Source organism: Pseudomonas sp. SWRI22, from assembly GCF_014268395.2.
In the GTDB taxonomy this organism is placed as follows: domain Bacteria; phylum Pseudomonadota; class Gammaproteobacteria; order Pseudomonadales; family Pseudomonadaceae; genus Aquipseudomonas; species Aquipseudomonas paracarnis.
Genome location: NZ_JABWQK020000001.1, coordinates 514,366 through 540,064, shown reverse-complemented (window position 1 = coordinate 540,064; position 25,699 = coordinate 514,366). Strand labels below are relative to the sequence as shown.

The 25,699-nt window shown below is 62.1% G+C and carries 19 protein-coding genes and 1 pseudogene; 6 read left to right on the top strand and 14 right to left on the bottom strand.

What is annotated here, in order from left to right; genetic code table 11:
* Positions 1-21 precede the first annotated feature (21 nt).
* The 3 genes from HU730_RS02265 to HU730_RS02255 are packed head-to-tail and all read right to left on the bottom strand — an operon-like array spanning position 22 to position 2,276.
* Positions 22-432 carry an SRPBCC family protein gene (locus HU730_RS02265; protein ID WP_034125770.1) on the bottom strand — a complete coding sequence of 137 codons (411 nt, stop codon included), beginning with the start codon at positions 430-432 and terminating at the stop codon, positions 22-24.
* Positions 433-456: 24 nt separating this feature from the next.
* A complete protein-coding gene (locus tag HU730_RS02260; protein ID WP_096143378.1) occupies positions 457-1,254 on the bottom strand; it encodes an SDR family oxidoreductase in 798 nt (265 codons plus the stop codon).
* Between the two features lie 11 nt (positions 1,255-1,265).
* The gene (locus HU730_RS02255; RefSeq protein ID WP_034125772.1) at positions 1,266-2,276 is read right to left on the bottom strand and encodes an aldo/keto reductase; all 1,011 of its coding nucleotides are present in this window, start codon (positions 2,274-2,276) and stop codon (positions 1,266-1,268) included.
* A 112-nt stretch (positions 2,277-2,388) separates the two neighbouring features.
* Between HU730_RS02255 and HU730_RS02250 the strand changes: the two are divergent.
* Positions 2,389-3,285: pseudogene (locus HU730_RS02250) on the top strand (LysR substrate-binding domain-containing protein).
* A gap of 356 nt (positions 3,286-3,641) precedes the next feature.
* Here HU730_RS02250 and HU730_RS02245 read toward each other — a convergent pair.
* From HU730_RS02245 to HU730_RS02235, 3 genes are read right to left on the bottom strand one after another with little or no spacing between them, the layout of a single operon-like run.
* Positions 3,642-4,934 carry an FAD-binding oxidoreductase gene (locus tag HU730_RS02245; protein ID WP_186526866.1) on the bottom strand — a complete coding sequence of 431 codons (1,293 nt, stop codon included), beginning with the start codon at positions 4,932-4,934 and terminating at the stop codon, positions 3,642-3,644.
* A complete protein-coding gene (locus HU730_RS02240; RefSeq protein ID WP_186526867.1) occupies positions 4,931-6,019 on the bottom strand; it encodes a polyamine ABC transporter substrate-binding protein in 1,089 nt (362 codons plus the stop codon). Before HU730_RS02240 ends, HU730_RS02245 begins: the two co-directional genes overlap by 4 nt.
* A gap of 25 nt (positions 6,020-6,044) precedes the next feature.
* Positions 6,045-7,403: a glutamine synthetase family protein gene (locus HU730_RS02235; protein ID WP_014718136.1), complete on the bottom strand. Its 1,359-nt coding sequence runs from the start codon at positions 7,401-7,403 to the stop codon at positions 6,045-6,047.
* 137 nt (positions 7,404-7,540) lie between these two features.
* On the opposite strand from HU730_RS02235, the gene HU730_RS02230 reads away from it, so the two are divergent.
* Positions 7,541-8,437 (top strand): helix-turn-helix domain-containing protein, encoded by an 897-nt coding sequence (locus tag HU730_RS02230; protein ID WP_057977162.1) that lies wholly within the window; start codon positions 7,541-7,543, stop codon positions 8,435-8,437.
* 59 nt (positions 8,438-8,496) lie between these two features.
* On the opposite strand, the gene HU730_RS02225 is transcribed toward HU730_RS02230, so the two are convergent.
* Genes HU730_RS02225 through HU730_RS02215 form a run of 3 tightly spaced genes read right to left on the bottom strand, consistent with a single transcriptional unit; the run spans position 8,497 to position 11,631 of the window.
* Positions 8,497-9,600: an acetoin dehydrogenase dihydrolipoyllysine-residue acetyltransferase subunit gene (locus tag HU730_RS02225; protein ID WP_186526868.1), complete on the bottom strand. Its 1,104-nt coding sequence runs from the start codon at positions 9,598-9,600 to the stop codon at positions 8,497-8,499.
* Positions 9,597-10,616: an alpha-ketoacid dehydrogenase subunit beta gene (locus HU730_RS02220; protein WP_054896571.1), complete on the bottom strand. Its 1,020-nt coding sequence runs from the start codon at positions 10,614-10,616 to the stop codon at positions 9,597-9,599. The genes HU730_RS02225 and HU730_RS02220 overlap by 4 nt, the downstream gene beginning before the upstream one ends.
* A gap of 37 nt (positions 10,617-10,653) precedes the next feature.
* Complete coding sequence (locus HU730_RS02215; RefSeq protein ID WP_186526869.1) at positions 10,654-11,631, bottom strand: thiamine pyrophosphate-dependent dehydrogenase E1 component subunit alpha; 978 nt, start codon at positions 11,629-11,631, stop codon at positions 10,654-10,656.
* A gap of 307 nt (positions 11,632-11,938) precedes the next feature.
* On the opposite strand from HU730_RS02215, the gene HU730_RS02210 reads away from it, so the two are divergent.
* The gene (locus tag HU730_RS02210) at positions 11,939-13,801 is read left to right on the top strand and encodes a sigma-54-dependent Fis family transcriptional regulator (protein WP_186526870.1); all 1,863 of its coding nucleotides are present in this window, start codon (positions 11,939-11,941) and stop codon (positions 13,799-13,801) included.
* Between the two features lie 41 nt (positions 13,802-13,842).
* On the opposite strand, the gene HU730_RS02205 is transcribed toward HU730_RS02210, so the two are convergent.
* Positions 13,843-14,622: an acetoin reductase gene (locus HU730_RS02205; RefSeq protein ID WP_072447698.1), complete on the bottom strand. Its 780-nt coding sequence runs from the start codon at positions 14,620-14,622 to the stop codon at positions 13,843-13,845.
* 191 nt (positions 14,623-14,813) lie between these two features.
* Here HU730_RS02205 and HU730_RS02200 point away from each other — a divergent pair, with 191 nt between their 5' ends.
* On the top strand, positions 14,814-16,961 hold the full coding sequence (locus tag HU730_RS02200) for a TonB-dependent siderophore receptor (RefSeq protein WP_186526871.1): 2,148 nt from the start codon (positions 14,814-14,816) through the stop codon (positions 16,959-16,961).
* Between the two features lie 128 nt (positions 16,962-17,089).
* Here HU730_RS02200 and HU730_RS02195 read toward each other — a convergent pair whose 3' ends face one another.
* The 4 genes from HU730_RS02195 to HU730_RS02180 form a co-directional block, all read right to left on the bottom strand.
* Positions 17,090-17,527 carry a carboxymuconolactone decarboxylase family protein gene (locus HU730_RS02195; RefSeq protein WP_034125784.1) on the bottom strand — a complete coding sequence of 146 codons (438 nt, stop codon included), beginning with the start codon at positions 17,525-17,527 and terminating at the stop codon, positions 17,090-17,092.
* 93 nt (positions 17,528-17,620) lie between these two features.
* Positions 17,621-19,066 carry a mechanosensitive ion channel family protein gene (locus HU730_RS02190; protein WP_034125785.1) on the bottom strand — a complete coding sequence of 482 codons (1,446 nt, stop codon included), beginning with the start codon at positions 19,064-19,066 and terminating at the stop codon, positions 17,621-17,623.
* Positions 19,067-19,245: 179 nt separating this feature from the next.
* Positions 19,246-20,112 carry a pirin family protein gene (locus HU730_RS02185; protein WP_034125786.1) on the bottom strand — a complete coding sequence of 289 codons (867 nt, stop codon included), beginning with the start codon at positions 20,110-20,112 and terminating at the stop codon, positions 19,246-19,248.
* 76 nt (positions 20,113-20,188) lie between these two features.
* Positions 20,189-21,394: a multidrug effflux MFS transporter gene (locus HU730_RS02180; RefSeq protein ID WP_186526872.1), complete on the bottom strand. Its 1,206-nt coding sequence runs from the start codon at positions 21,392-21,394 to the stop codon at positions 20,189-20,191.
* Positions 21,395-21,494: 100 nt separating this feature from the next.
* On the opposite strand from HU730_RS02180, the gene HU730_RS02175 reads away from it, so the two are divergent.
* Together HU730_RS02175 and HU730_RS02170 are read left to right on the top strand one after the other, a co-directional pair.
* Complete coding sequence (locus HU730_RS02175) at positions 21,495-22,601, top strand: efflux RND transporter periplasmic adaptor subunit (RefSeq protein ID WP_186526873.1); 1,107 nt, start codon at positions 21,495-21,497, stop codon at positions 22,599-22,601.
* A gap of 2 nt (positions 22,602-22,603) precedes the next feature.
* The gene (locus HU730_RS02170) at positions 22,604-25,678 is read left to right on the top strand and encodes an efflux RND transporter permease subunit (RefSeq protein WP_186526874.1); all 3,075 of its coding nucleotides are present in this window, start codon (positions 22,604-22,606) and stop codon (positions 25,676-25,678) included.
* Positions 25,679-25,699 lie beyond the last annotated feature (21 nt).

The window sequence follows — 25,699 nt, the reverse complement described above, 5'->3', positions numbered from 1 at the left end:
CAAGCTCCCTCGCCACAATCTTTAGAAGTTACCGCGCAGCGCCTCAAGCCCGCCTTCGTAAATACCGGCAAACAATTCCTCGACTTGCGCATCGGTGGTACCCGCTGCCGGCGTGAACACGCCGGACCAGGTCACTTTCGCCGAGGTGTCCGTCAACGCTTCCACCTGCAAGGTCGACAGGTAAGCACTCACCGGAAACGGCGACGCTTCAATGGTGTAGCTGTAGGTGCGCGCCACGTTGTCGAAAGTCTGCAAGCGCTCGACAATCGTGCCGCCGTCAGCGGCGGTCAGGTGACGCACACGGCCACCCTCGCTCGGCTCGCTCTTGGCAATAAAAGGCAGCCAGTCGGGCAGGCTGTTGAAGCCGCCAATCAGTTGCCAGACCTGGTCGGCCGATACCGCAATTTCAATCACAGAAGAAGCTGTTGCCACAATCAATACTCCAGTCAGGAAAAATCAGATTGCCATGCTGTCGACAACGCCACCGTCGACCCGCAGCGCGGCACCGGTCGTCGCCGAAGACAGCGGTGAAGCAATGTACGCCACCAGGTTCGCCACTTCATCCACATTGGCCGCACGCTGGATGATCGAGGTGGGCCGCGCATGGCGCACAAACACATCTGCTTCGTCTCGGGCACTGCGCCCGGATTCGGCCGTGGCGTCCTTGAGCATGTGTTCCAGGCCATCGGTAAAGGTCGGCCCCGGCAAGATAGCATTCACCGTCACCCCAGTACCCGCCAGGCGCTTGGCCAGTCCGTGGGACACCGCCAGGTTGGCGCTTTTGGTCACTCCGTAGTTGATCATGTCAGCCGGCGTCGCCACGCCAGATTCCGACGACACGAAGATCACCCGACCCCAGCCCTGCTCGACCATACCCGGCACATAATGCCGCGCCAGGCGCACGCCGGAGATCACATTGACCTCATAGAAACGCGCCCACTCACTGTCCGGCGCGTCGAAGAAATCCACCGCGTCGAAGATGCCCAGGTTGTTGACCAGAATGTCGGCGCGGGGTTCGGCGGCGAAGAGTTTCTGTGCGCCTTCAACGGTCCCGAGGTCGGCCACTAAACCACGCAGTTGAGCAGCGGGAATCGCCTGGCGAATGCTCGCCAAGGCGTCGTCCACCTTGCCTGCATCACGCCCGATCACCACCACCGTGGCGCCGGATTGCGCCAGGGCCTGGCTGATGCCCAGGCCGATACCGGCGGTGCTGCCGCTGACAATAGCCACTTTGCCGCTTACATCAATCTTCATGCTCAAGCTCCTTAACGTGAGAGAGGCAAAGGTGCACGGTCCGAGATCAAGCGGGCCTCGCGCAACGCTTGCCAGAAGGCTGCTGGAATCTGCTCAGACAACGCCGCGACGTCTTCGGCAATCCGCCCCGGACGACTGGCACCGGGAATCACCGCCGCCACCGCCGGATGCGCCAGTGAGAACTGTAGCGCAGCGGCCTTGATACTGACGCCAAACGTCTGGGCAATTGCCTTGATCTGCTCGACCTTGGCAATGATCGCCGGGCTGGCTTGCTGGTATTCAAAATGCGCACCGCCAGCGAGGATGCCGGAGCTGTACGGGCCACCGACGACGATCTCCACCTGCTGGGCGTGGGCCGCGTCCATCAGGCGCTGCAAGGCGCGGTCGTGATCCAGCAGCGTGTAGCGCCCCGCCAGCAGAAAACCGTCAGGCTGGGCTTCGGTCAGGTCCAGGGTCAATTCGCAAGGCTCGACACGATTGACGCCCAGCCCCCACGCCTTGATCACACCTTGCTCGCGCAAACGGGTGAGTACTTTGAAGGCACCAGTGCGGGCCTGGTTGAAGTATTCCAGCCATTGGTCGCCGTAGAAATCCTGGGCGATGTCGTGAACCCACACGATGTCCAGGCGGTCGGTTTGCAGGCGTGTCAGGCTGTCTTCAATGGAGCGCAGCGTGGCGTCGGCACTGTAGTCATTGAGTATTTTATTCGGGCGGCCGTGTTCGAATACGCCGCTTTTTTCCCCAAGGTCACGGGCGGTTTCTTCGACTTCATCCAGAATCACCCGGCCGACCTTGGTGCTGAGCACGTAGTCATCGCGGTGATAGTTGGACAGGGCCTGGCCCAAGCGGATTTCCGACAGGCCCGAGCCGTAGAACGGCGCGGTATCGAAGTAACGCACGCCCTGGCTCCAGGCGGCCTCGACGGTGGCCTGGGCTTCTTCTTCGGGGATAGCGCGAAACATATTGCCCAAGGGGGCGGCGCCAAAGCCCAGTACGCCGGGCAGTGTGTCTTTCAAGCTCATGGTGGTTCCTCAATCGGTGCGAGGTCGCTGTGACCGTTGAGCAGATGCTAGATTGCACTAATCAGACCGTCCAAGACATACTGCGACCAACTTGAGTCCTTGCAGGTCTTACATGATTGATCTACGCCAGTTGCGCTACTTCGAAGTGGTAGCCGAAGAAGAACACGTCGGCCGCGCCGCCGAGCGCTTGCACATTTCCCAATCGCCCCTGAGCCGGCAGATCGCCCAGCTCGAGGAACGCCTGGGCCTTACCCTGTTCGAACGCAGCCAGCAGCGTATCCGCTTGACCCGCGACGGCCAGACTTTCCTGGCCGAAACCAAGGCACTGCTGACCCACGCCAACCGCCTGGAGTCTCTGGGCAAGCGCCTGGGCCGCGGCGAAGAAGGCGGTTTGTGCATCGGTTATATCGAAAACGCCATGCACGCCGGTGTCTTGCCCAATGCCTTGCGCATACTGCGCGACGACCGGCCCGCCGTGCATATCAAGCTGTACAACCTGCCCTCCCTGGAACAACTGGAAGGTTTGCGCCAACGCAGCCTGGACATCGCCCTGGTGGGCGAACCACCTGCCGCCGACGACCCGGACCTTACCGCCTGGCAAGTCCTCGATGACCCGATGCTGCTGGCCCTGCCCGAACAGCATCCGCTGGTTCAACACCCTGAACTGTTGCCCGAACACCTGGCCGACCAACAATGGATCGGCGTGTAGCGCAAACCTGGCGCCAACCCGGCCGATGATTTCGTCGCCGCCTGTATCCGCGCCGGTTTCACCCCGCAGATCCCCATGGAGGCCAGCGAGCCCTTTACTGCATTGGGCCTGGTCGCGTCGGGGCTAGGGGTGGCGATGGTGCAAAAGGGCCTGAGCCGCAACGCTCCACCGGGCGTGGTATTGCGCGAACTGCCGTGGCTGGCCTACACCACACCGCTGTGGGCGGCCTGGCACCGCGTCAACTTGAGGCCGTTGGTGGAAACCTTTCGCGAAGTGCTGACCGAACCTGAGGCTATCTGACTGACGTCCCACAGGGTGTCTATGCCGGGTGATGATTTTGTGGGCAACGCAGAACCAGTGTGGGAGCTGGCGGTGGTTCAGCTAACAACCGCCTTCGAGCAAGCGCTAATGGCTTTTTGTAGGAGCGAGCTTGCTCGCGAAGAACTCACAGGCGCCGCGTTTATTCTGGATGCGCACGTTATCGTTGACGTTTTTCGCGAGCAAGCTCGCTCCTACAGGGGATTGGTGCCGGGCGCTGATTCCGTGGGCAATGCATGGCCAATGTGTGCGGGCTTGCCTGCGATAGCGGTGGTTCAGTTGAAGGTTCAGTGACTGACACACCGCCTTCGCGAGCAAGCCCGCTCCCACATTGGATCTCAGAGTGCTTCGCGCAACCGATACCACAACATCCCCAACGCCAGCAGCGGCGAGCGCAGCGCCTTGCCACCGGGAAAGGTCATGTGCGGCACCTGGCTGAAAATATCCAGGCCCTGGCTTGCACCCGCGTGTATCCCTTCGGCCAGCAACCGTGCGCACCAGTGCGTCACGTTCAAGCCGTGGCCGGAATAGCCTTGGGCATAGAACACGTTGGGGTACTGCTTGAGGCGCCCGACCTGGGGAAAACGGTTGGCGGTAATGCCGATCTTGCCGCCCCACTGGAATTCGATAGCCGTGTTGGCCAACTGCGGGAACACCTTGAGCATTTTCGGGCGCATGTACGCGGCGATGTCCTGGGGATCGCGCCCCGAGTAGTGGCAGGCGCCACCGAACAACAGACGCCGGTCGGCGGTCAGCCGGTAGTAATCCAGGCCGACTTTCTGGTCGCACAGCGCCAGGTTCTGTGGGATCAACTGCTGGGCCACGGGCTCAGGCAGAGGCTCGGTGGCAATGATGTAGCTGCCCGCCGGCAGTACCTTGCCGCTCAAGCGCGGCTCCAGCTCTTCAAGATGGGCATTGCATGCCAGCACCAGGTTGGCTGTGCGCACGCTTCCGCCTGTGCAGCGCACCCGCACCGTTTCGCCATGGATCAGTTCCAGCACCGGGCTGTGCTCAAAGATACGCACCCCGAGGGCCTCGGCCGCCTGCGCTTCACCCAATATCAGGTTGAGCGGGTGCAGATGCCCGGAACCCATGTCGACCAAGCCGCCGGCATACATAGCAGAACCCACCACCTGTGCCATGTCTTGTGGGCCGACCAGCCGCGTTTCATGGGCATACCCCACGGCCGCAAGGTGCGCCTGTTCGCCCTTGAACGCCGCGAACTGCGCCGGAGTATTGGCGAGTTCGCAAAAGCCCCAGCGCAGGTCACAGTCGATGCCGTGCTCGGCAATGCGCTGGCCCACCAGGGCAACCGAGTCGATACCGGCCCGCTCCATATAGCGCACGCCCTCCTCGCCCACGTATTTGGCAAACCCGGAGACATCATGGCCAATGCCACGGATCAATTGCCCACCGTTGCGCCCGCTTGCGCCCCAACCGATGCAGCGCGCTTCCAGCAGCACCACCGAGAGCCCGCGCTGGGCCAGTTCGATGGCGGTGTTGACCCCGGTAAAGCCGCCGCCGATCACACACACATCGGCGCTCAGGTCTGCCTCAAGTGTGGGCCGCTGCGCCATGGCATTCGCCGAAGCGCGGTAATAGGACGGGGCGTGTTCATTGGGCTGCATCATCGGTTGGACTTCACTTTGCTCCAGGCGCGGGTCATCACGCGCATGGTCGCCGGCGTAGGCGTGGTGGAGATATAGAGTTTGTCGAGTACGTCCTGGGGCGGGTACACCTCAGGATTGTTCACCAGCTCCGCAGGCATGAACGGCTTGGCGGCCGGGTTGGCGTTGGCATAGCCCACCGAGGTGCTGACCTTGGCAATCACCTCAGGCTCAAGCAGGTCGTTGATGAATGCATGAGCTTGTTCGGGGTTGCTCGCGTCGGCCGGAATCGCCAACAGGTCGAACCACAGGTTGGAACCTTCCTTGGGGATCGAGTACGCAATGTTCACCCCGTTCTTGGCTTCCTTGGCGCGGTTGGCGGCCTGGAACACATCGCCGGAATAACCGAAGGCCACGCAGATATTGCCGTTGGCCAGGTCCGAGATGTACTTGGAAGAGTGGAAATAGGTGATGTACGGCCGCAGCGTCAGCAGCTTGGCTTCGGCCTGCTTGTAGTCCTCGGCATTCTCGCTGCGTGGGTCCTTGCCCATGTAGTTGAGGATCGCCGGGAACAGCTCATCCGCTGAATCGAGGAAGGCCACGCCACACTCATGCAGCTTCTTGATATTTTCCGGTTCAAACAGCACCGCCCACGAATCGATGCGGTCGATACCCAGCACTTGCTTGACCTTGTCGACGTTGTAGCCAATGCCATTGGTGCCCCACAGGTATGGCACCGAGTGCGCATTACCGGGGTCGTTCTGTTCCAGTAACTTCAGCAGCTTGGGGTCCAGGTTTTTGAAGTTGGGCAACTGCGCACGGTCAAGCTTGAGGAACGCACCGGCCTTCACCTGGCGTGCCAGGAAATGGTTGGACGGCACCACCACGTCATACCCGGTGCGCCCGGCCAGCAACTTGCCCTCCAGGGTTTCGTTGGAGTCGAACACATCGTAGATCACCTTGATGCCGGTCTTGGCCTGGAAGTCCGCCAAGGTGGTCTCGCCAATGTAATCGGTCCAGTTGTAGACACTCACCGTCGGCGCCGCCTGGCCGGCACTGCTGAACGCCGCGACCAGGGCCAGTGGAAGAAGCTTGTTCACAAGACGCATATCGTCACCCCTCTTATGCTTGTTTTCAGACGCTCAACAGCAGGAACTCACGCTCCCACGAACTGATCACCCGCTTGAAATTCTCATGCTCGGCACGCTTGACCGCGACATAGCCGCGCACGAACTTCTCCCCCAGGTACTGCTTGACCGTGTCGCAATCCTCCATGCGCGCCAGCGCATCTTCGAGGGTGAACGGCAGGCGCAGGTTGCGGCGTTCATAGGCGCGGCCTTCCACCGGGGCACTGGGTTCGATGTGCTCGATCATGCCCAGGTAGCCACACAACAAGCTGGCAGCAATCGCCAGGTAAGGATTGGCATCGGCGCCCGGCAGGCGGTTTTCCACGCGCATCGCCTCCGGGCTGGAAGTGGGCACGCGCAAGCCGACGGTGCGGTTCTCTTCGCCCCATTCGACGTTGACCGGCGCCGAGGTATCGGGCAGGAAGCGGCGGAACGAGTTCACATTGGGCGCGAACATCGGCAACAGCTTGGGGATGTACTTCTGCAAGCCGCCGATGTGATGCAGGAACAACGGGCTCATGTTGCCGTCGGCATCGACGAACACCGGTTTGCCGGTGGCAATCTCCACCACGCTCTGGTGCAAATGCATGGCGCTGCCCGGTTCATCGGCCACTGGCTTGGCCATGAAGGTGGCGGCCACGTTGTGCTTGAGGGCGGCCTCGCGCAAGGTGCGCTTGAACACCGTGATCTGGTCGGCCAGGTCCAGGGCGTCGCCATGACGGAAGTTGATTTCCATCTGCGCGGGGCCGTCTTCGTGGATCAGCGTATCCAGGTCCAGGCCCTGGGCTTCGCACCAGTCATAGACATCTTCGAACAGCGGGTCGAATTCGTTGGCGGCATCGATGGAAAACGACTGGCGCCCGGTTTCGGCGCGGCCCGAGCGGCCGATGGGAGTTTTCAACGGCAGGTCCGGATCTTCGCAGCGCTGGGTCAGGTAGAACTCCATTTCCGGCGCGACAATCGGCTGCCAGCCTTGGTCGGTGTAGAGCTGCAGGACTTTCTTCAACACATTGCGCGGCGACAGCTCGATGGGGTTGCCCTGCTTGTCGAAGGTGTCGTGGATCACGATGGCGGTGGGTTCGATGGCCCACGGCACCACGTAAGTGGCGTTGGCGACCGGGCGGCAGATCATGTCGATATCGGCCGGGTCCAGCAGGTCGTAATAGATATCGTCGTCGACAAAGTCCCCGGTTACCGTTTGCAGCAACACACTTTCCGGCAGGCGCATGCCTCGCTCATGCAGGAACTTGTTGGTGGGTGCGATCTTGCCGCGTGCGATGCCAGTCAAGTCACTGATCACGCATTCGACTTCGGTAATCTTGTGTTCTTTCAGCCAGGTGGACAGCTGATCGAAGGGGGCGTTCATAAGGACCTCGTCTTGGGTGGGATGCGACGCCGGCTTGTACTCCCAGCGCATTGAGGTCTATCTTGGGCCAGCCTTGAAACGGCATCTATCCACTTTGCACGCGGCACAACGCACCAATAGAGTGCGCACGGATCACCATGACACAGGCAACCGCTTTGCGCGTACAGGCCTTCGCCACCGGCGATGTGGCCGCCCAATGCAGTGCGACACCCGGCTGGGTGCAGCAGTACCAGCAGATGTCCCCCGGGCATTTTGCCGGGCGGGTGCGCTACCTCGACCTGCACGGGGTGCAGGTGTACGAAGAGTGCATGAACACCCGGGTGGAGCAGCATTTCAACGCACCTGCCGGCGCCCTGGCGTTTTGTTTCGACGCCAGTGACAACGCGCTGTACCTGCTCAATGGCGAAAGCCGCAACACCTGGATCACCCCGGTAAACTACCGCGAAGTGGCCGTGGTGTTCGGCCCGCAGTTCGTCCAGCGCCAGGGCCTGGATATAGCCAAACTCGAAGGCTTGTTCATGGCACCGCTGACCTGTCGGCAAAATGCGCTGTTCACTCGCTGGCTGAGCGGCACCCTTACGCGCCTGTCGGCACTGACCGACCCCATCAGCCGCGATGCCCTCACCCAGCAACTGCTCGACGACTGCCTGTTTATCCTCGATAACGCCTGCGTGTGCCTGGACGGTAGTTCCTTGCAAAAGCGCAATGAAGAACGCCAATTGATGGCGCGCATCGGCGAATGGGCGGCGGATGCGCCGGATGAAACCGCCAACCTGTTGGAACTGGCGCAGATTGCGGGTGTGCCGTTGCGCCAATTGCAGCAAGGGTTCAAGACCTACACAGGGATGAGCCCGGCGCAGTGGTTAAGGTTGCGTCGGTTGAACGGGGCGCGGCGTGAGTTGCTGAGCACGACCGACACCACGGTCGCCGAGGTCGCGATGAATTGGTCGTTCTGGCATTTGGGGCGGTTTTCAAACAGCTACCGGGCGCTTTTTCAGGAGCTGCCCAGCGAAACCCTGAAACGCTCCAGCTGAAAAAACACGCTTGACCTTGTGGGAGGGACAGGCCAAACCGTCCCTCCCTTGAACCTCAATCAGGGCTGCGCGTTCAAAAAAGTGGAAATCAGTTGATTGACCTGCTCCGCCGCCTCTAGCTGCACCATATGCGCCTGCCCCGGCAATACATGCACCTGAGCCTGCAGCCCTTGGGCGTGACTTGCCGGGATGATCGCGTCGTCACTGCCCCAGATCACCAGGCTCGGCTGGCGGCCCACCTCGCTGCGAAGATCCAGCATCTGCCGCCCGCCATCGAACAGCTTGTGATCGAGCTGGCGCAACGCTTGATCCACCCCTTCCAGGCGCTTGAATTTGAGCATGTCCTCCAGCATCTGCCGCGTCACCAGCGCAGGGTTACTGAACAGTTGAGTCAATGGCGGCTTGAGCGCGTTACGGTTGTTGGCTTCGACAAAACCTCGCAGGTAATCGCCGTTGATATCGGCACCCAGACCGGCGCTGGCGATCAAGGTGATGGAGGCGATACGTGCAGGCGCCAGGCTGGCGACGGTGAGGGTCACCAGCCCACCCATGGAGTGGCCGGCCAAATGCACACGGTCGAGCGCCAGGTGGTCGAGCAATGCCAGTACGGCGCGACTGAGTTCGGCAGCGTCTCCCGTTTGCAGAGACTTGCCCGACTCCCCGTGCCCCGGCAGGTCCAGGGCAATCACCCGGCGTTCGGCGGCCAGGGCCGGTTGATTGAACAGCCAGTTGTTCAGATCGCCCCCGAAGCCGTGCACCAACACCAGCGGCGTGCCGCCCTCGCCCATGTCCAGATAACGCAGCAAGCGCCCGCCTACCTCGACTTTTTGTGCGCTGGGGCCGGCCTCTTCGGCTTCGGCGGCACTGGAGACGAACCCGGCGTTGAAGCTTTCGATCACGCTATCGATCTGAGCCTCTGTCGCCTCGCCCTCCACCACAATTCCCAGTAGAGCGCCCACCGGCAGGGTTTCATCACTGAGCGCCAGCACCCGACGCAGCACGCCGCTAAAAGGCGCCTCGACACTGCTGGAGATCTTGTCGGTCTCCACGTCCAGCACTTCCTCGCCCTTTTCCACTCGGTCGCCGGGTTGTTTGAGCCAGACATCGATGCGGCCCTCGGTCATCGACAGGCCCCATTTGGGCATGGTCAGGGTATGAATCATGCGGAAGTCCTCTTGTCGGCGATCTTCATCACGGCGGCCTCGATCTTCGCGGCGTTGGGGATGTACAGGTCTTCCAGAGCATCGGAAAACGGCACCGGGGTGTGCGGCGCGGTGACCATCTCGATGGGAGCGCGCAGGAAAGCGAACCCCCGCTGGGCCACCAGGGCACTGATGTCGGTGGCGACCGAGCAGCGTGGGTTGGATTCGTCGATCACCACCAGGCGCCCGGTTTTCTCGACGCTTTCAAGGATGCTGTCTTCATCCAGCGGGCTGGTGGTGCGCAGGTCCAGCACTTCGCAATCAATGCCTTGACGCGCCAGGTTGGCCGCAGCCTCCAGGGCGATATGCAGCATGCGGCCGTAGGTCACCAGCGTCACATCCTTGCCCTCACGCACAAAGTTGGCTTCGCCAAACGGGACCGTGTACAGCTCTTGCGGTACGTCGCCCTGCATGCCGTAGAGCATTTTGTGCTCCAGGAAAATCACCGGGTCATTGTCGCGGATTGCCTGGATCAACATGCCCTTGGCGTCGTAGGGCGTGGCCGGGCATACCACCTTGAGGCCGGGGATATGCGTCCACATGGAGGTGAGCATTTGCGAATGCTGGGCAGCCGCCCGCAAACCGGCGCCGTACATGGCACGGATCACCAGCGGTGTAGTGGTTTTGCCACCGAACATATAGCGGAACTTGGCAGCCTGGTTGAGCAACTGGTCCAGGCAGCAGCCGATGAAGTCGACGAACATCAATTCGCATACCGGGCGCATGCCACGGGTAGCGGCGCCCACCGCCATGCCCACGTAGCCGACCTCAGACAACGGTGCGTCCAGCACGCGCCCGGGAAATTGCGGGTGCAAGCCCTTGGTCACGCCGAGCACGCCGCCCCATGCGTCCTGCTCACCGGGGGAACCGGTGCCACCGGCCACATCCTGACCGATGATGAATACGCTCTGGTCACGGCCCATCTCTTGAGCCAAGGCCTCATTGATCGCCTGCTGATAGCTGATTTTACGAGCCATTAGATTCTCTCCACGTCTTGTTTTTATAGGGTTGGTATCAGCGGTAGGCCACGTAAACGTCGCTTAGCAGGTCGGTGGCCTGGGGCTTGGGATCGGTTTTGGCCAGGCGTACGGCGTCTTCGATCAACTGCGTCACTTCACCGTCGATGCGCTCGAACTGCGCTGCGTCCAGCCAGCCTTCGGCATTGCAGCGCTGACGGAACAAGGCCAGGCAATCGGCGCTTTCGCGCAGGTTTTTCACTTCGTCAGCGCCGCGATAGGTTTGCGCATCGCCCTCGAAGTGCCCGTAGAAACGGCTGAGCTTCACCTCGACCAGCGTTGGCCCGTCGCCTTGGCGCGCCCGCTCCACAGCAACGCCGAGTGCTTCATGCACCGCGAAAAAATCATTGCCGTCGACGATCACCCCCGGCATACCAAACCCGGCGGCGCGCTCGGCGATGTCTTTGCATGCCACCGACCAACCGGCGCCAGTGGCCTCGGCATAACCGTTGTTTTCGGCGACAAACAGACACGGCAGCTGCATGATCGACGCCAGGTTCATCGCTTCGAACACGGCACCTTCGTTGGAGCCACCGTCGCCAAAAAACGCCACTGCCACGCCCTGGCTCCCCTTGAGCTTGGCAGCCAGCGCCGCCCCCGCGGCCAACGGTGCGCCGGCACCGACAATGCCGTTGGCGCCGAGCATGCCTTTCTCCTGGTCGGCGATGTGCATGGAGCCGCCCTTGCCGCCACACACGCCGGTTTTCTTGCCATAGATTTCGGCCATCATGCCGAACACGTCGACGCCCTTGGCGATGCAGTGTCCGTGGCCGCGGTGGTTGGACGCGATGCAATCATCGTCATTGAGATGCGCCATGACGCCAGCGGCGCAGGCTTCCTGGCCGGCATACAGGTGAACGAAACCGGGGATCTCGCCGGTGGCGAACTCCACATGCAGGCGTTCTTCGAAATCGCGGATGGTGCGCATCACGGTGTAGGCATGCAGTAACTGATCGGTGCACAGGTGGGTGGACATCTTGTTGTTCTCCAGGTTGTCTCGACGCACAAAAGACTGGCTGCGGCCAGTGCCAAGCTGTTCAGCACAGCTTGTGCCAACCGTCGAAAAAACCTGGCAAAGCCTTGATCCAGAGCCGTGCCACACAGCGATGCCCAGGCAAGTGGTCGGCTAAATGTGAGACGCAACCACGCAGTTCGACCCTTGAGTCTCAGCGGCATGAGACGCAGCGTCTCAATGCAGGCGTTGGTCAGGGTGCCCTTGTCCGTGGGCGCACATGCGCGCTTAATGACGCGCATAACAACAAAGCTTGAGAACCGGAGGCTTTATGCTCGCCATGAACTCCAGGGAGCATGTCGACTGTGTCAGCCGCGTGGTCCGCAATGCCGAGCGCCTGCCCCAGGCGCCCGTGCCGTCGCTGATCTTCGATTCGTGGCGGCGGTCCATGGAGCAACACCGCCTGGACCCCGGCTCCCTGCAAGGTCCACGTATCCTCAGCGAACCCTTGCTCAAGGAGTGCCGCGAGCGCGCCGAGCTGTTCATGCGCATCGCCGGCGAAGAAGTCGCACAGTTGCACCATCGCGTGCGCCATGCCGACTACTGCGTGATGCTCACCGACGCCCAGGGCCAGACCATTGATCACCGTGTCGATGCGAACATTCGCACCGACTGCCGCAAGGCCGGTCTTTACCTGGGCACCTGCTGGTCGGAAGCCGAGGAAGGCACCTGCGGCGTGGCCACGGTGCTGACCAGTAAAACAGCGGTGACGGTGCACAAGCGTGATCACTTTCGCGCAGCGTTTATCGGCCTGACGTGTTCGGCTGCGCCCATCTTCGACCCGCAGGGCCACCTGTTGGGTGTGCTGGATGTCTCGGCGCTCAAGTCGCCGGATGACCGCGGCAGCCAGCACCTGATACGGCAGATGGTGGCGCAGAGCGCCCAGGCCATCGAAAACGCTTTTTTCATGCACAGCGCCCGGCAGCACTGGGTATTACAAGCCCATAGCACTCCAGGCTTTGTCGACAGCCAACCCGACCTGCTGCTGGCCTGGGACCAGGACGGACGTCTGCACGCCTTGAACAGCAAGGCGCGTCAAGCCCTGCGCTTGCGCTTTGGCCAGCTGCCTGAGCATATCGGCGAAGTGTTCGATGTGGATGCATTGCGTGCAGCCACTGATCAGTCAACCCGGCAGTTGCACTGGCTGGGCAAGCCCGACGCGGTACACGTGAGGGTCAATGCACCCCGACGCCCCTCGGTTCGGGCGCTGCCAGAGACTCAAGTCGACCCGCGGATCCAGGAGCACCTGCGCTTGGCTGCGCGGGTCAAGGACCGCAACCTGCCCGTGCTGGTGCAAGGTGAAACCGGCGTCGGCAAAGAAGTCTTCGCCCGCCAGTTGCACGAGCACAGCGCGCGCCGGCACGGGCCGTTTGTGGCGGTGAACTGCGCGGCGATTCCGGAGAGCCTGATTGAAAGCGAGCTGTTCGGCTATTCGCCCGGCGCCTTCACCGGAGCCTCCAGCAAAGGCATGAGCGGGCTGCTACTGCAAGCCGACGGCGGTACGTTGTTCCTCGACGAAATCGGCGATATGCCATTGGCGTTGCAGACACGGTTGCTGCGGGTGCTGGCCGAGGGTGAAGTCGCGCCGTTGGGCGCAGCGAAAACCCGCGTGGTGAACATTCAGGTGATCTGCGCCAGCCACCGCGATTTGGCGGCGCTGGTCAGCGCGGGCCGATTCCGTGAAGACCTGTACTTTCGCCTGGGTTGTGCGCGCTTCTGCCTGCCGCCGTTGCGCGAACGCACCGATAAGCTGGCCCTGATCAATCGGCTGTTGGAGCAAGAGGCGCGTAACAGTGGCGTGTCGTTGGGCATCGGCCAGGCCACACTGCAATTGCTACTGGGTTATGCGTGGCCGGGCAATGTGCGGCAACTGCGGCATGTGCTGGCGTACGCCTGTGCGGTGTGCGAAGGCACTACGCTGCAAGTGGTGGATTTGCCGATTGAAATCCGGGGCGAGCAGCCTCAAGGGCTGGAAGAGCAAAGCGCCAGCCCCGAGCGTCAAATGGTTCTGGATGCGTTGATTCGCCATCGCTGGAAACCCTCGCCTGCGGCACAGGCCCTGGGGATTTCAAGGGCAACCCTGTACCGACGCGTGAACCAACTGGGTATTGATATGCCCGGCAAAACCCACTGATACAAGGGATCGACTCCCACGCAGGCGAGTCGACCACGCTGTCAGCGGTAGACCAGGCCACCGTCGATCAACGGCGCCTGCCCGGTCATATAGTCTGCGTCCGGGCCTGCCAGAAATGCCACAAACCCCGCCACATCCTCCGGCGTTTGCGCACGGCCCAAGGCAATCCCATCCACGTACTGCTTGTAGGTTGCCCCCACCTGCGCCCCGGTAATCTCGGCCATGCGCTTGTCGATCTCAACCCACATATCGGTGCCCACCACACCGGGGCAATAGGCGTTTACCGTGATCCCCGCGCTCGCCAGTTCCTTGGCCGCCGCCTGGGTCAAGGCGCGCACCGCGAATTTGCTCGCCGAGTAGACCCCTAACAGCGCAAAGCCTTCATGCCCTGCGATTGAACAAGCATTGATGATTTTGCCCTTCTGCTTGAGCGCCTTGAATTTGTTGGCGGCCGCCTGGATCCCCCACAGCACGCCCTTGACGTTGATATCCAGGGTGCGCTCGACCTGCTGCGGGCTGACATCGAGCAATGAGTCGATCTGCGCCACTCCGGCGTTATTGACGATGATGTCGAATCCGCCCAGCGTCTGGTGGGCATGCTCTACCGCAGCCGTCACCTGTTCGCGTCTGGATACATCAGCGATGAACACAGAGGCTTTGCGGCCGGTGGCGACGATTTCGGCGGCCACGGCGTTGAGCTTGGCGCCGTCAATGTCCACCAACGCGACATCGGCGCCGTCCTGTGCAAGGCGCATGGCAATAGCCCGGCCTATGCCCTGCCCGGCGCCGGTGACCAGCGCGACTTTACCTGCGATACCCATGACAATCTCCTGAAACGATGAGGGGAGCCTTGTCTATCGCAAGCCGGCGCCTGGCTGTCGAGCCGCAACAGGATCGGCATCGGAGCTGAGACGGGTTGTCTCGCCGTGCGAACCTTGCGCGAAAGCTTGTAAAAGGCCGCGCTTATGCCTAGCTTAGGCGCCCCCCGCCCAGCGCTTTAAGGCCTTTACCCATGGTTTTGCGTTTTCGCCCCGTCGTCACTTCACGTTTCACCCTCGGCCTGTTGCTCAGTGGCGGCATCGGCAGCAGCCTGGCCGCCGAGATCGAGTTGCCGACGGTAAAGGTCCAGGGCCAGGATGAGTCGGGCTACCGCAGTGAAACCGCGTCGGTGGGCGGCTTTGATGAAGCGCCGCTGTTGGACACCCCCGCCTCGATCACCGTGATCAACGCCGCGCTGATCAAGGACCAGCAGGCACGCTTGCTCAGTGAAGTGCTGCGCAACGATGCCTCGGTTGGCGACAGTTACGCGCCCATCGGTTATTACGAGAATTTCGTGGTGCGTGGCTTTTCGCTGAACGCGGCCAGCAGTTACAAGATCAATGGGCGCACCATCACCGGCGAGCAGAACGTCGCGCTGGAAAACAAGCAGCAGGTGGAAGTGCTCAAGGGCCTGGCCGGTTTGCAGAGCGGTATTTCCGAGCCCAGCGGGGTGATCAATTACGTGACCAAACGCCCCCAGGATGTGCGCTCGGTGACGGTGTCCACCGATGATCGTGGCAGTGGTTACATCGCCACCGATGTCGGCGGCTGGTTTGGCAGCGAGCAGCAGTTCGGCCTGCGCGCCAACGTCGCCCATGAAGACCTCAATTCCTATGTGGAACACGCCAACGGCCAGCGCGATTTCGTGTCCCTGGCCTTTGACTGGAACATCAGCCCCGACGCCGTGCTGCAACTGGATGCCGAGTACCAGAACAAGCAACAGCGTTCGGTACCGGGGTATCAACTGCTGGGGGGCACCGAAGTGCCCCACGGTGCTTCACCGAAGAAGCTGTTGGGGCACCAGACGGGCGGCAAGCAGGTCGGGATTGATTCGCTGAACCTCAACGGCAAGTTCGAGTACCGTTTCAGCGATCAGTGGAAAGGCAGTGTCAGCGCGGCGCGTAGCAAGGTGGTGATTGACGATTACAGTTCGTTTGCGTGGGGCGGCGATACCAACGGCTTAGGCAATTACTTCACGCCGGAGGGTGACTATGACATCTACGACTATCGCAGCCCCGACGACACCCGCCGAGACGATGAAGTCCAGGCGGCAATGACCGGGCTATTCGACGACACTGCGGGGCTGAGCCATGAGCTGACCTTTGGCACCAGCGCGTTTCGCCGGGTAATCGACAAGCGCGACGCGGTCAACGCGTGGATCGGCAGTGGCAATATCTACCAGGACGCACCGAGTCTCAAGCCCGCTGCCGTGCCACTTAAAGACAGCCACCGTAACCTCGACAGCCGCCAATACGGCCTGTTCGTCACCGACCGCATCCGCTTCAACGAACAATGGCAAACCATCCTCGGCGGCCGTGAGGTGCGCCTGGACGAAAAAGCCTTTGACGGCGTCACCGGCGACGAGACACGCCACACGCAACAGTACGTATTTCTGCCCCAAGCCTCATTGATCTACAAACCGGTAGAAAACCTTTCGCTGTACACCAGCTACAGCAAAGGCCTGTCCCTAGGCGGCACCTCGCCGTGGTTCGCAAAACCTCGAAATGAAACCCTCGCCCCTACCGTCTCCCGCCAGATCGAAGCCGGGGTGAAATACGACTGGCGCCGCATCAGCTTCGCCGCCGCCGTGTTCCAGACCCGCCAGGCTTATCAGTACGCCAAACCGGAAGGTGGCGAATTTATCTATATGCAGCAGGGCCAGCAGAAGAACACCGGGCTGGAACTGTCCGCCAACGGCTGGGCCACCGACCGTCTGCAGATCGCCACCAGCGTGGCCGCGATCCGAGCGCGGGTGAGCGGCAGCGGCACGCCGGAATACGAAGGCCATCAGGCGATCAACGTGCCCAAGCTGCGCGCCAGTGTGTACGCCGACTACGCCCTGCCCTGGGTCAACGGCCTGGCGGTATTGGGCGGCGTGCAATACAGCGCCAAGAAGTCCGCCAATCGCACCGGCAACGTGGAAGTGGGCGACTACGCGGTGGTCAACGTCGGCAGCCGCTACACCACCAAGGTCGATGGCTACGAGACCGTGTTTCGCCTGAGCGTCGATAACCTGTTCGACAAGCGCTACTGGCGCGACGCGGGCGAGTATATGGGCGATGACTACCTGTTCCAGGGCGCACCGCTGACGGCGCGCCTGAGTGCTTCAGTAAATTTCTGAACCCCCGACTCTGTGGCGAGGGAGCTTGCTCCCGCTGGGGTGCGAAGCGCCCCCCAAAATCCGGCTCCAGCTTCGCTGTCGAGCGGGAGCAAGCTCCCTCGCCACAAAAAGCAGCAACTCTCCGATCGTTACTTGGGCATCTTGCGAAAGCCCACCGCCAGGCGGTTCCAGCTGTTGATGGTGGCGATGGCGACGCTCAGGTCGACTTGTTCCTGTGGGCTGAACTGCGCAGCCAGGGCGTTGAAGTCTTCGTCGGGGGCGTGGGTGTGGCTGAGCAGGGTCAGGCTTTCGGCCCAGGCCAGGGCAGCACGCTCGCGCGGCGTGAAGAACGGGGTTTCACGCCAGGCCGACACGGTGTACAGGCGCCGCTCGGTTTCGCCGCCCTTGCGTGCATCGGCGGTGTGCATGTCCAGGCAGAACGCGCAGCCGTTGATCTGCGATACGCGCAGGCGCACCAGTTCCAGCAGTGGCAGTTCGATGGAGAGTTTGCCGACTGCCGCCTCCAGGGCGAGCATGGCTTTCATGGCGTCCGGGGAGGCGGTATAGAAATCGGTACGGGTTTGCATGGTGAATCTCCAGAACGTTGGGATAGGTGCGCAGAGTAGTCAGCGCAGCGTTCTGGAGAAATAGCCAATCCGGGCGAAGAACAGGTGACCAATCTACAGGCCGCGGTTCCTAAGCCACTGGATGAAGCCCTTCTTGACCGGTACCACGGGCGCGTCTTCGGTCAGGGCCTGGGCGGCATGGCGGCGGAAATCCAGGAGCGCCTTCATGGCTTCGCCGATATCATGCCGTGCGTCCAGGCACGGCTTGAGGTATTCATTTTCAATGCGGTAGAGCGTGCAGTAGGTCTTGGCCGAAAAATCCGCCAGCGCCGCCTGGTCGGAGAGGATGCCGGACTCACCGATCACCTCACCAGGGCCCATGCGCCCAGCCTCGAACTTGTGCCCGTCCTTGATCAACAGCACCGAGACCACGCCGGACTCGATGATGAACAGGTGATCGCTGACCTCCCCCGCCGCCAGGATCATCTCACCGGCGCGGTAGGTGTGCAGGGTCATGTTCTGGCTGAAGGTGTCTTTTTCTTCCTGGCGCAAGGTCGAGAAGATCGACGAGCGCTCCAGCAAGGCGCGGGCGCCAGACACCGCAGGCGGCGTGCTGCCTTCGGTGGCGGACAACAGCCCCACGCCCGCCGCCTGCAAATGCCGGTAGGCCAGGTCGTAAAGCTGGTTGCGGGTTTCGCGCTTGAGGCCCATGGCCGGCACAAAGCCGCTGATCTCATATTCCACGCCACTGCCGGTGGACGCCTTGAACGCGACGCTGGGCGCCGGCTGGGCCAGCAACGGCCGGCAGCCCTGCATCGCACGCTCCAGCGCTTCGATCACGGTTTGCGGGCGCGCATGGGGGCTGACTTGCAGGCTGACCGCCAGGCCGAACATGTCCGCCGGACGCGAGAAGTTGATGATCTTGGCCTTGGCCGCCAGGGAGTTGGGGATCACCGCCAGGCTGCCCTGAGAGGTTTGCAGGCGCGTGGCGCGCCAGTCGATATCGGTGACACGGCCTTCGGTGCCGTCGATGGAGATCCAGTCATCGATCTGGTAAGGCTTGGTGGTATTGAGGACGATCCCGGAAAACACATCGCTCAGGGTGCTTTGCAAGGCCAGGCCGACGATGATCGCCACCGCGCCGGAGGTGGCCAATACGCCCTTGACCGGCAGGTCGAGCACATAGGCCATGGCGGCGATGATCGCGATCAGGAAAATCACCGCGCCCATCAGGTCCTGCAACAAACGCCCGGTATGGCCGACCCGCTGCATCATCACCGCGCCGAGCAATACCGTGAGGGTGCGCGCGGCGAACAACCACCAGCCGATCTGCAGCGCCGTGGCGGCCAGATGCAAGGTGGTGTCATCGGCATAGGGCGCCGCTTGCATGGGGTTCATGCCGTCGTTGAACAACACGGCACTGAACACCGCGAAAATCACCAGCCGCGCTGCGAGTTTCCAGTTGGCCAGGTTGGGGGAAATAAGGCGCCACACGGCGATGTCGATCAGGATCAACGCCACGGCGCACAGCATCGGGTGATCAGCGATAAATGAGGGCATCCAGGCGACTCCAGGGCGAATGCCGAGAAGATCGCATGAAATCAGAAACCTGGAAACAAAATGTAGGAGCGAGCTTGCTCGCGAAAAACCACAACGATAACGCGTGCTGTCTGATTGAACGCGGTATGTTGAAGTTCTTCGCGAGCAAGCTCGCTCCTACAGGGAGTTGCGGTGAACCGTCAGGCGTGCATTTGCCCGAACTGGCCCGACTGAAAGTCGGCAAATGCCTGGTGAATCTCCTGCTCGGTGTTCATCACGAACGGACCGTGCCCGACGATGGGCTCGTCGATGGGTTCGCCGCTGAGCAGCAGCACCTTGGCGTCGTCGTTGGACTCCAGGGTCAGTTGCTTACCGTCGCGCTCGAACAGGGCCAATTGCCCCTGGCGTGCGACTTCTTCGCCATTGATCAACAACGTGCCGCTGAGCACCACCAAGGCGGTGTTACGCCCGGCGTGCAGGTCCAGCGTGACCGCTTTACCGGCGTTGAGGCGCAAGTCCCATACGTCTATCGGCGTGAAGGTGCGGGCCGGGCCTTGAGTACCGGCAAATTTCCCGGCGATCAGGCGCAGGTGGCCGGCGTCGTTTGCCAATGGCAGCACAGGAATGTCGCCATCGACGATGGTCTGGTAACCGGCATCCGCCATTTTGTCCTTGGCCGGCAGGTTGACCCACAGTTGCACCATCTCCAGTGCGCCGCCACTACGGGCGAAGTCTTGGGAGTGAAACTCTTCGTGCAGGATCCCTTTGGCTGCGGTCATCCATTGCACATCGCCCGGGCCGATTTTGCCGCCGGCACCGGTAGAATCGCGGTGCTCGACTTCGCCGTCGTAGACGATGGTCACGGTTTCAAAACCGCGATGCGGGTGCTGGCCGACGCCGCGACGTTGTTCAGTCGGGGTGAATTCGGCTGGACCTGCGTGATCCAGCAACAGGAATGGGCTGATGTGCTTGCCCATGGTGTCGTAGGAAAACAGCGTGCGTACCGGAAAGCCGTCGCCGACCCAGTGGGCGCGGGGGCTGGTGTAGATACCAATCAGCTTTTTCATGGTGTACCTCCAAAGTGAGTACACCTTAAATCGCCTCACCCTTGAGCACTAGCCGGTAAAAATGGCCCTGATCGTTCTATATATAGGACAGCGTTTTAACCTGGCGCTGGCGCAGCAGTTGAAAGGCAACCAGTGCCGACAGTGCAAACCCGGCCTGGATAATGATCATCGGCGCGGCACTGCCATCGCGTAACTGGCTCAGCAGCAACCCGCTGCACGTGGCGCCGAACATCTGTGCAAATCCCATGAGCCCGGCGGCTAAACCCGCACGGTGCGCATTGGGCATCACGGCCCCGGTAACGGAACCGGGCAGCACCAGGCCGCCGCCGAGCGTGACCAGGGCGATGGGAATATCCAGCCCCACTACCGACAACCCGAACACGCCGTAAATCGCCAGGGCTGCCACCCCGCCCACCGCCACCATCGTCACACCCATCGCCACAATGCGTTGCGGCCCCAGGCGCTGAATGTTACGCCGGGTGTAGGTGGAGCCGACGATCAGCATCGACACAATCAGTCCGAAGTTGAGCCCGTACTCAAGGCTGCTGAACCCCAGCAGATTGATAAACACCGCCGATGAACCCGCGATCACCGCAAACATCGCGCCATAGGTACACGCCAGGGCCACGGCGTAAGCACGGTACTGGCGCCCCTTGAACAGATCCAGATATTGCCCGCCGAGGGTGCGCCAGTGTGCGGCCTTGGGATCGAGGTGATGGTTGCTCTCGCGAAAGAACAGCAGCGCCAGCAATAACACCAGGCTACCGATCACCAACGCCAGGGCGATGGGCGCACGCCAACCCAGCAATTTGATCAGTAAGCCCCCTGCTATCGGCGCAACGACGATGGCATACAACATGCCGATCATCGTCAGCGCCAGGGCCGGGCCTGCCTCGGCTTTCCACACATCGCGCACCACGGTGCGCGCTAGTACCAGCGCGGCGCACGCGCCCAGGCCTTGCAACACCCGGGCGGCGATAAACTGCTGGATGTCGGTGACCAGCAGCATCGCCAGCGTCGCCACTACGTAGAGCGCCAGGCCCCCGATCAAGACTGGCCGCCGGCCGATGCGATCCGACAGCGGCCCGAACAGTAGCTGCCCCAGGCCAAACGCAGCAACGAATGCCGACAGCGCCATCAGTGCCGAGCCTTGCGGCGCCTGCAGCGCGTGCTCGATGGCACCCAGGCCGGGGATGATCAGTTGCGTCGAGACTTCACCCAATGCGGTGAGGGCAACCAGCAAGAACAGCAAGCTGCGTGAGGGTGCCGGGGCGTTTGCCATGGGGAGTATCCGGGGGCTGGATTAATTTATATTTCGACCATAATATGAGCGAAAAATTATGCCCATAATTTTTTGCCCTATGGTCACCCTGGAGTTCGTCATGCCCCCTCTCCCCCTGCGCCTTCTCACGCCACTGGCTCTGCTGGTGGTCCTCAGTGGCTGTAACAGCAAGGCCGACAGCGCCGCCCAGGCGCCCACATCGCGCCCGGTGCTGGCCGCCAAAGTCGAAGCCGCCGGCACCCAGCAAAGCGCCTATACCGGCGTGGTGGCGGCACGCACTGAAAGTGACCTGGGCTTTCGGGTCAGCGGCAAGGTGATCGAGCGCAAGGTCGACCCCGGCCAGCACGTCTCCCGTGGTGACACCCTGTTGGTGCTGGACATCGGCGACTTCGAACTGGCGCTTCGCTCGGCCAAGAACCGCGTCAACGCCGCCCAGGCCCAACTGCGCCAGCGTCGTGACGATGAAAACCGTTACCAGCGCCTGGCCAGCACCGGCGCGGTGTCGCGGCAGATCTTCGACCAGTCGGCCACCAACCTGCGCGTCGCCCAGGCCGAACTGGCCGCGGCGCAATCGGATGCCAGCCAGATCGAAAACCGTCGCACTTATTCGGTACTCAAGGCCGATGGCGACGGCATCATCACCGACGTGCTGGCCGATCGCGGCCAAGTGGTGGCCGAAGGGCAAACCGTGGCGCGCCTGGCCCATGACGGCGCCCGCGAAGCCATCGTCAACCTGCCGGAGAACCGGCGTGACCTGGCTGCGCAAAAAGCCCTGGCGTTTCCCTTTGGCGCAGCGGACCAGGCCGTGACCGCCACCCTGCGCGAACTGTCCGCCAGCGCCGACCCGGTCACCCGCACCTACCGCGCACGTTACGTGCTGCAGGGTTCGGTCGAGCGCTTCGCCCTCGGCTCCACCATCACCGTGCGCCTGCAAGGCAACGGCCAGCCCCTGCAAACCCGCGTGCCGATTGGCGCCTTGCAGGATGCGGGGCAAGGCACGGGCGTCTGGCTGATTGGCGATGATCAAAAGATCAGCTTCGCCCCGGTGAAGGTCGCCAGCCTCGGCCAGGAAGACGCCTTGCTCGACAGCGGCGTAACACCCGGCCAAACCATCGTCGCCCTCGGCGCTCACCTGTTGCATAGCGGCGACACGGTGCGCTTGCTGCCCGCCCAGGCCCTGGCCCTCAACCGTAAGCAGGATCAATGAGTATGCGCGGGATCAACCTCTCCGAACTGGCCGTCAAGCACCGCGCCGTCACCTTGTTCTTGCTGATTGCGATCCTCGTTGCCGGGGTCTTCGCGTTCGGCAAGCTGGGGCGCGCAGAAGACCCTTCGTTTACCGTCAAGGTCATGACCATCACCGCCGCCTGGCCCGGCGCCACCGCCCAGGAGATGCAGGAGCAAGTAGCCGACCGCCTGGAAAAGCGCCTGCAGGAACTGGACTACTACGATCGCGTCGAGACCATCGCCCAGCCAGGCTTTGTGTCGATGCGCATGACCTTCCTGGAGTCCACGCGCCCGAGCGAGATTCAGGAGCTGTTCTACCAGACCCGCAAAAAACTCAGCGACGAAGCCACGCGCCTGCCCAAGGGCGTGATCGGGCCGTTTTTCAACGATGAATATTCCGACGTGTACTTTGCGTTGTACGCACTGGAAGCCGAACACCTGCCCCATCGCCAACAAGTGCAAATGGCCGAGGAGCTGCGCCAGGGTTTGCTCAACCTGCCAGGGGTGAAGAAGGTCAATATCCTTGGCGAGCAGGCCCAGCGCGTGTTTGTCGAGTTCTCCTATGAGCGCCTGGCGACCCTGGGCATCAGGCCCGAACAGATCTTCGCCGCCCTCGCCGCACAAAATGCCGTGGCGCCCTCAGGCTTCGTCGAAACGGCGGGCGCCCGCGCTTATATCCGCATCGACGGCGCGTTCAACAGCCTCGCGCTGATCGAAAACGTGCCCCTGCAAGTCAATGGCCGCGTATTGCGCATCGCCGATGTGGCCACCGTGAGCCGGGGTTATGAAGACCCGCCCAGTTATCGCATCCGCCATCAGGGCGACCCGGCGTTGATGCTGGGCGTGATCATGGAGAAGCACTGGAACGGCCTGGAACTGGACAAGAGCCTGCAAGCCGAAGAAGCGCGGATCCAGGCCGACCTGCCCCTGGGCGTGAATTTCGCCAAGGTCTCCGACCAGGCGAAAAACATCAGCCTGGCGGTGAATGAGTTCATGCTCAAATTCTTCGTCGCCCTGGCGGTGGTGATGCTGATCAGCCTATTGGCCCTGGGCTTTCGCGTGGGGCTGGTGGTGGCGGCGGCCGTGCCGCTTACGCTGTCGATCGTGTTCGTGATCATGCTGGTCACCGGCCGTGAATTCGACCGCGTGACCCTCGGCGCATTGATTATTTCCCTGGGCCTGTTGGTGGACGACGCGATCATTGCCATCGAGATGATGGTGGTCAAACTCGAAGAAGGCTTTGACCGCATCCACGCGGCCACCTACGCCTGGAGCTCAACAGCGGCGCCGATGCTGACCGGCACCCTGGTCACCATCATCGGTTTTCTGCCGGTTGGGTTTGCGCGTTCCGGGGCGGGTGAATACGCCGGGAATATCTTCTGGATCGTGGGTTTCGCCCTGATTTCATCCTGGCTGGTGGCCGTGGTGTTCACGCCTTACCTGGGCGTGAAGTTGTTGCCGCAGATCAAGCCAGTGCCCGGCGGGCATGATGCGATTTATGCCGGGCGCTACTACCAGAAACTGCGCAGCCTGGTGGAGGCCTGCGTGCGCGGGCGCTGGCTGGTGACCGGGCTGGTGGTGGCCGCGTTCGTGGTGTGCGGCCTGGGTATGGCGGTGGTGAAGAAACAGTTCTTCCCGGATTCCGACCGCTCAGAACTGATTCTGGAAGTGTATATGCCACCCGGCAGCGCGTTCAAAAGCACCGAAGCCGTGGCGGCGCAGTTGGAGAAGGCGCTGTTGCAAGAGCCGCAGACCAGTATGGTCGACACCTATGTGGGCGGCGGTGCACCGCGGTTCTTCCTGTCGTTGAACCCTGAAATGCCGGACCCGGCGTTCGCCAAGTTGATCGTGCAAACCCCGGACTCCCACGCCCGCGACGCGCTGAAACTGCGGATGCGTGAACGCATTGCAGCAGGCGAATTTCCGTCGGCGCGGGTACGGGTCACGCAGCTCGTCTTCGGCCCGCCGGTGCCGTTCCCGGTGGTGTTTCGCGTCTCGGGGCCCGACCTGAATGTGCTGCGCGGGCTGTCTGAAGACGTGCGTCAGGTCGTGGCCGGCAACACGCTGACCAGAGACACCTTCCTCGAATGGGGCGAGCGTGCCAGCGGTTATCGCCTGGTGCTGGACCAGGATCGCTTGCGCTTGCTGGGTTTTACCCCCGACGAGGTCAAGTCCCAACTCAACGCCCTGCTCAGCGGCAACCCGATCACCGAAGTTCGCGAAGGCAACCGCACCGTCTCAGTGGTGGCCCGCGCCCAAGGCAGCCAACGCGAAGACCTGGCCAACCTCAACAACATGACGCTGACCAACAGCGCCGGTACGTCGGTGCCGCTGGCCCAGGTCGGGCATTTTCAGGCGGTGATGGAAGAACCGATCCTCAAGCGCCGCGACCGCGCCACCACCGTGGAGGTACGCGCCGACATCATCGACGGCGTACAACCGCCCGATGTCGAAATGGCGGTGTACAAAGACCTGCAACCGCTGATCGCCAAGCTGCCCAGCGGTTACAAAATCGACATCGGCGGCCCGGTTGAGGAAAGCGCCAAGGCCAACGTGGCCCTGGCGGCGCTGTTTCCGATCATGATCCTGCTCACTCTCACGGTGATCATGTTCCAGGTGCGCTCGTTCGGCGTGATGTTCATGGTGTTCGCTACCGCGCCTTTGGGCCTGATTGGTGCAGTGCCGACCTTGCTGCTGTTCAACCAGCCGTTCGGCTTCAACGCGATCCTGGGTCTGATTGGCATCGGCGGCATTCTGATGCGCAATACGCTGATCTTCACCGACCAGATCCGCCAGAACCAGGACCACGGCATGGCGATTCGCGAGGCCATTATCGAAGCCACGGTGCGGCGCGCGCGGCCGGTGATCCTTACGGCACTGGCGGCGGCGTTGGCGTTTATTCCGTTGACGTTGTCTGTGTTCTGGTCGTCGCTGGCTTATGTGCTGATTGGCGGTGTGCTGGTGGGCACGGTGTTGACGCTGTTGTTTCTGCCGGCGCTGTGCAGCCTGGTACTGCGCGACAAAGTTGCTGAAACGTCCCACGTAACTGCCGGATAAGCTCTACTCCCCTCCGCTTTC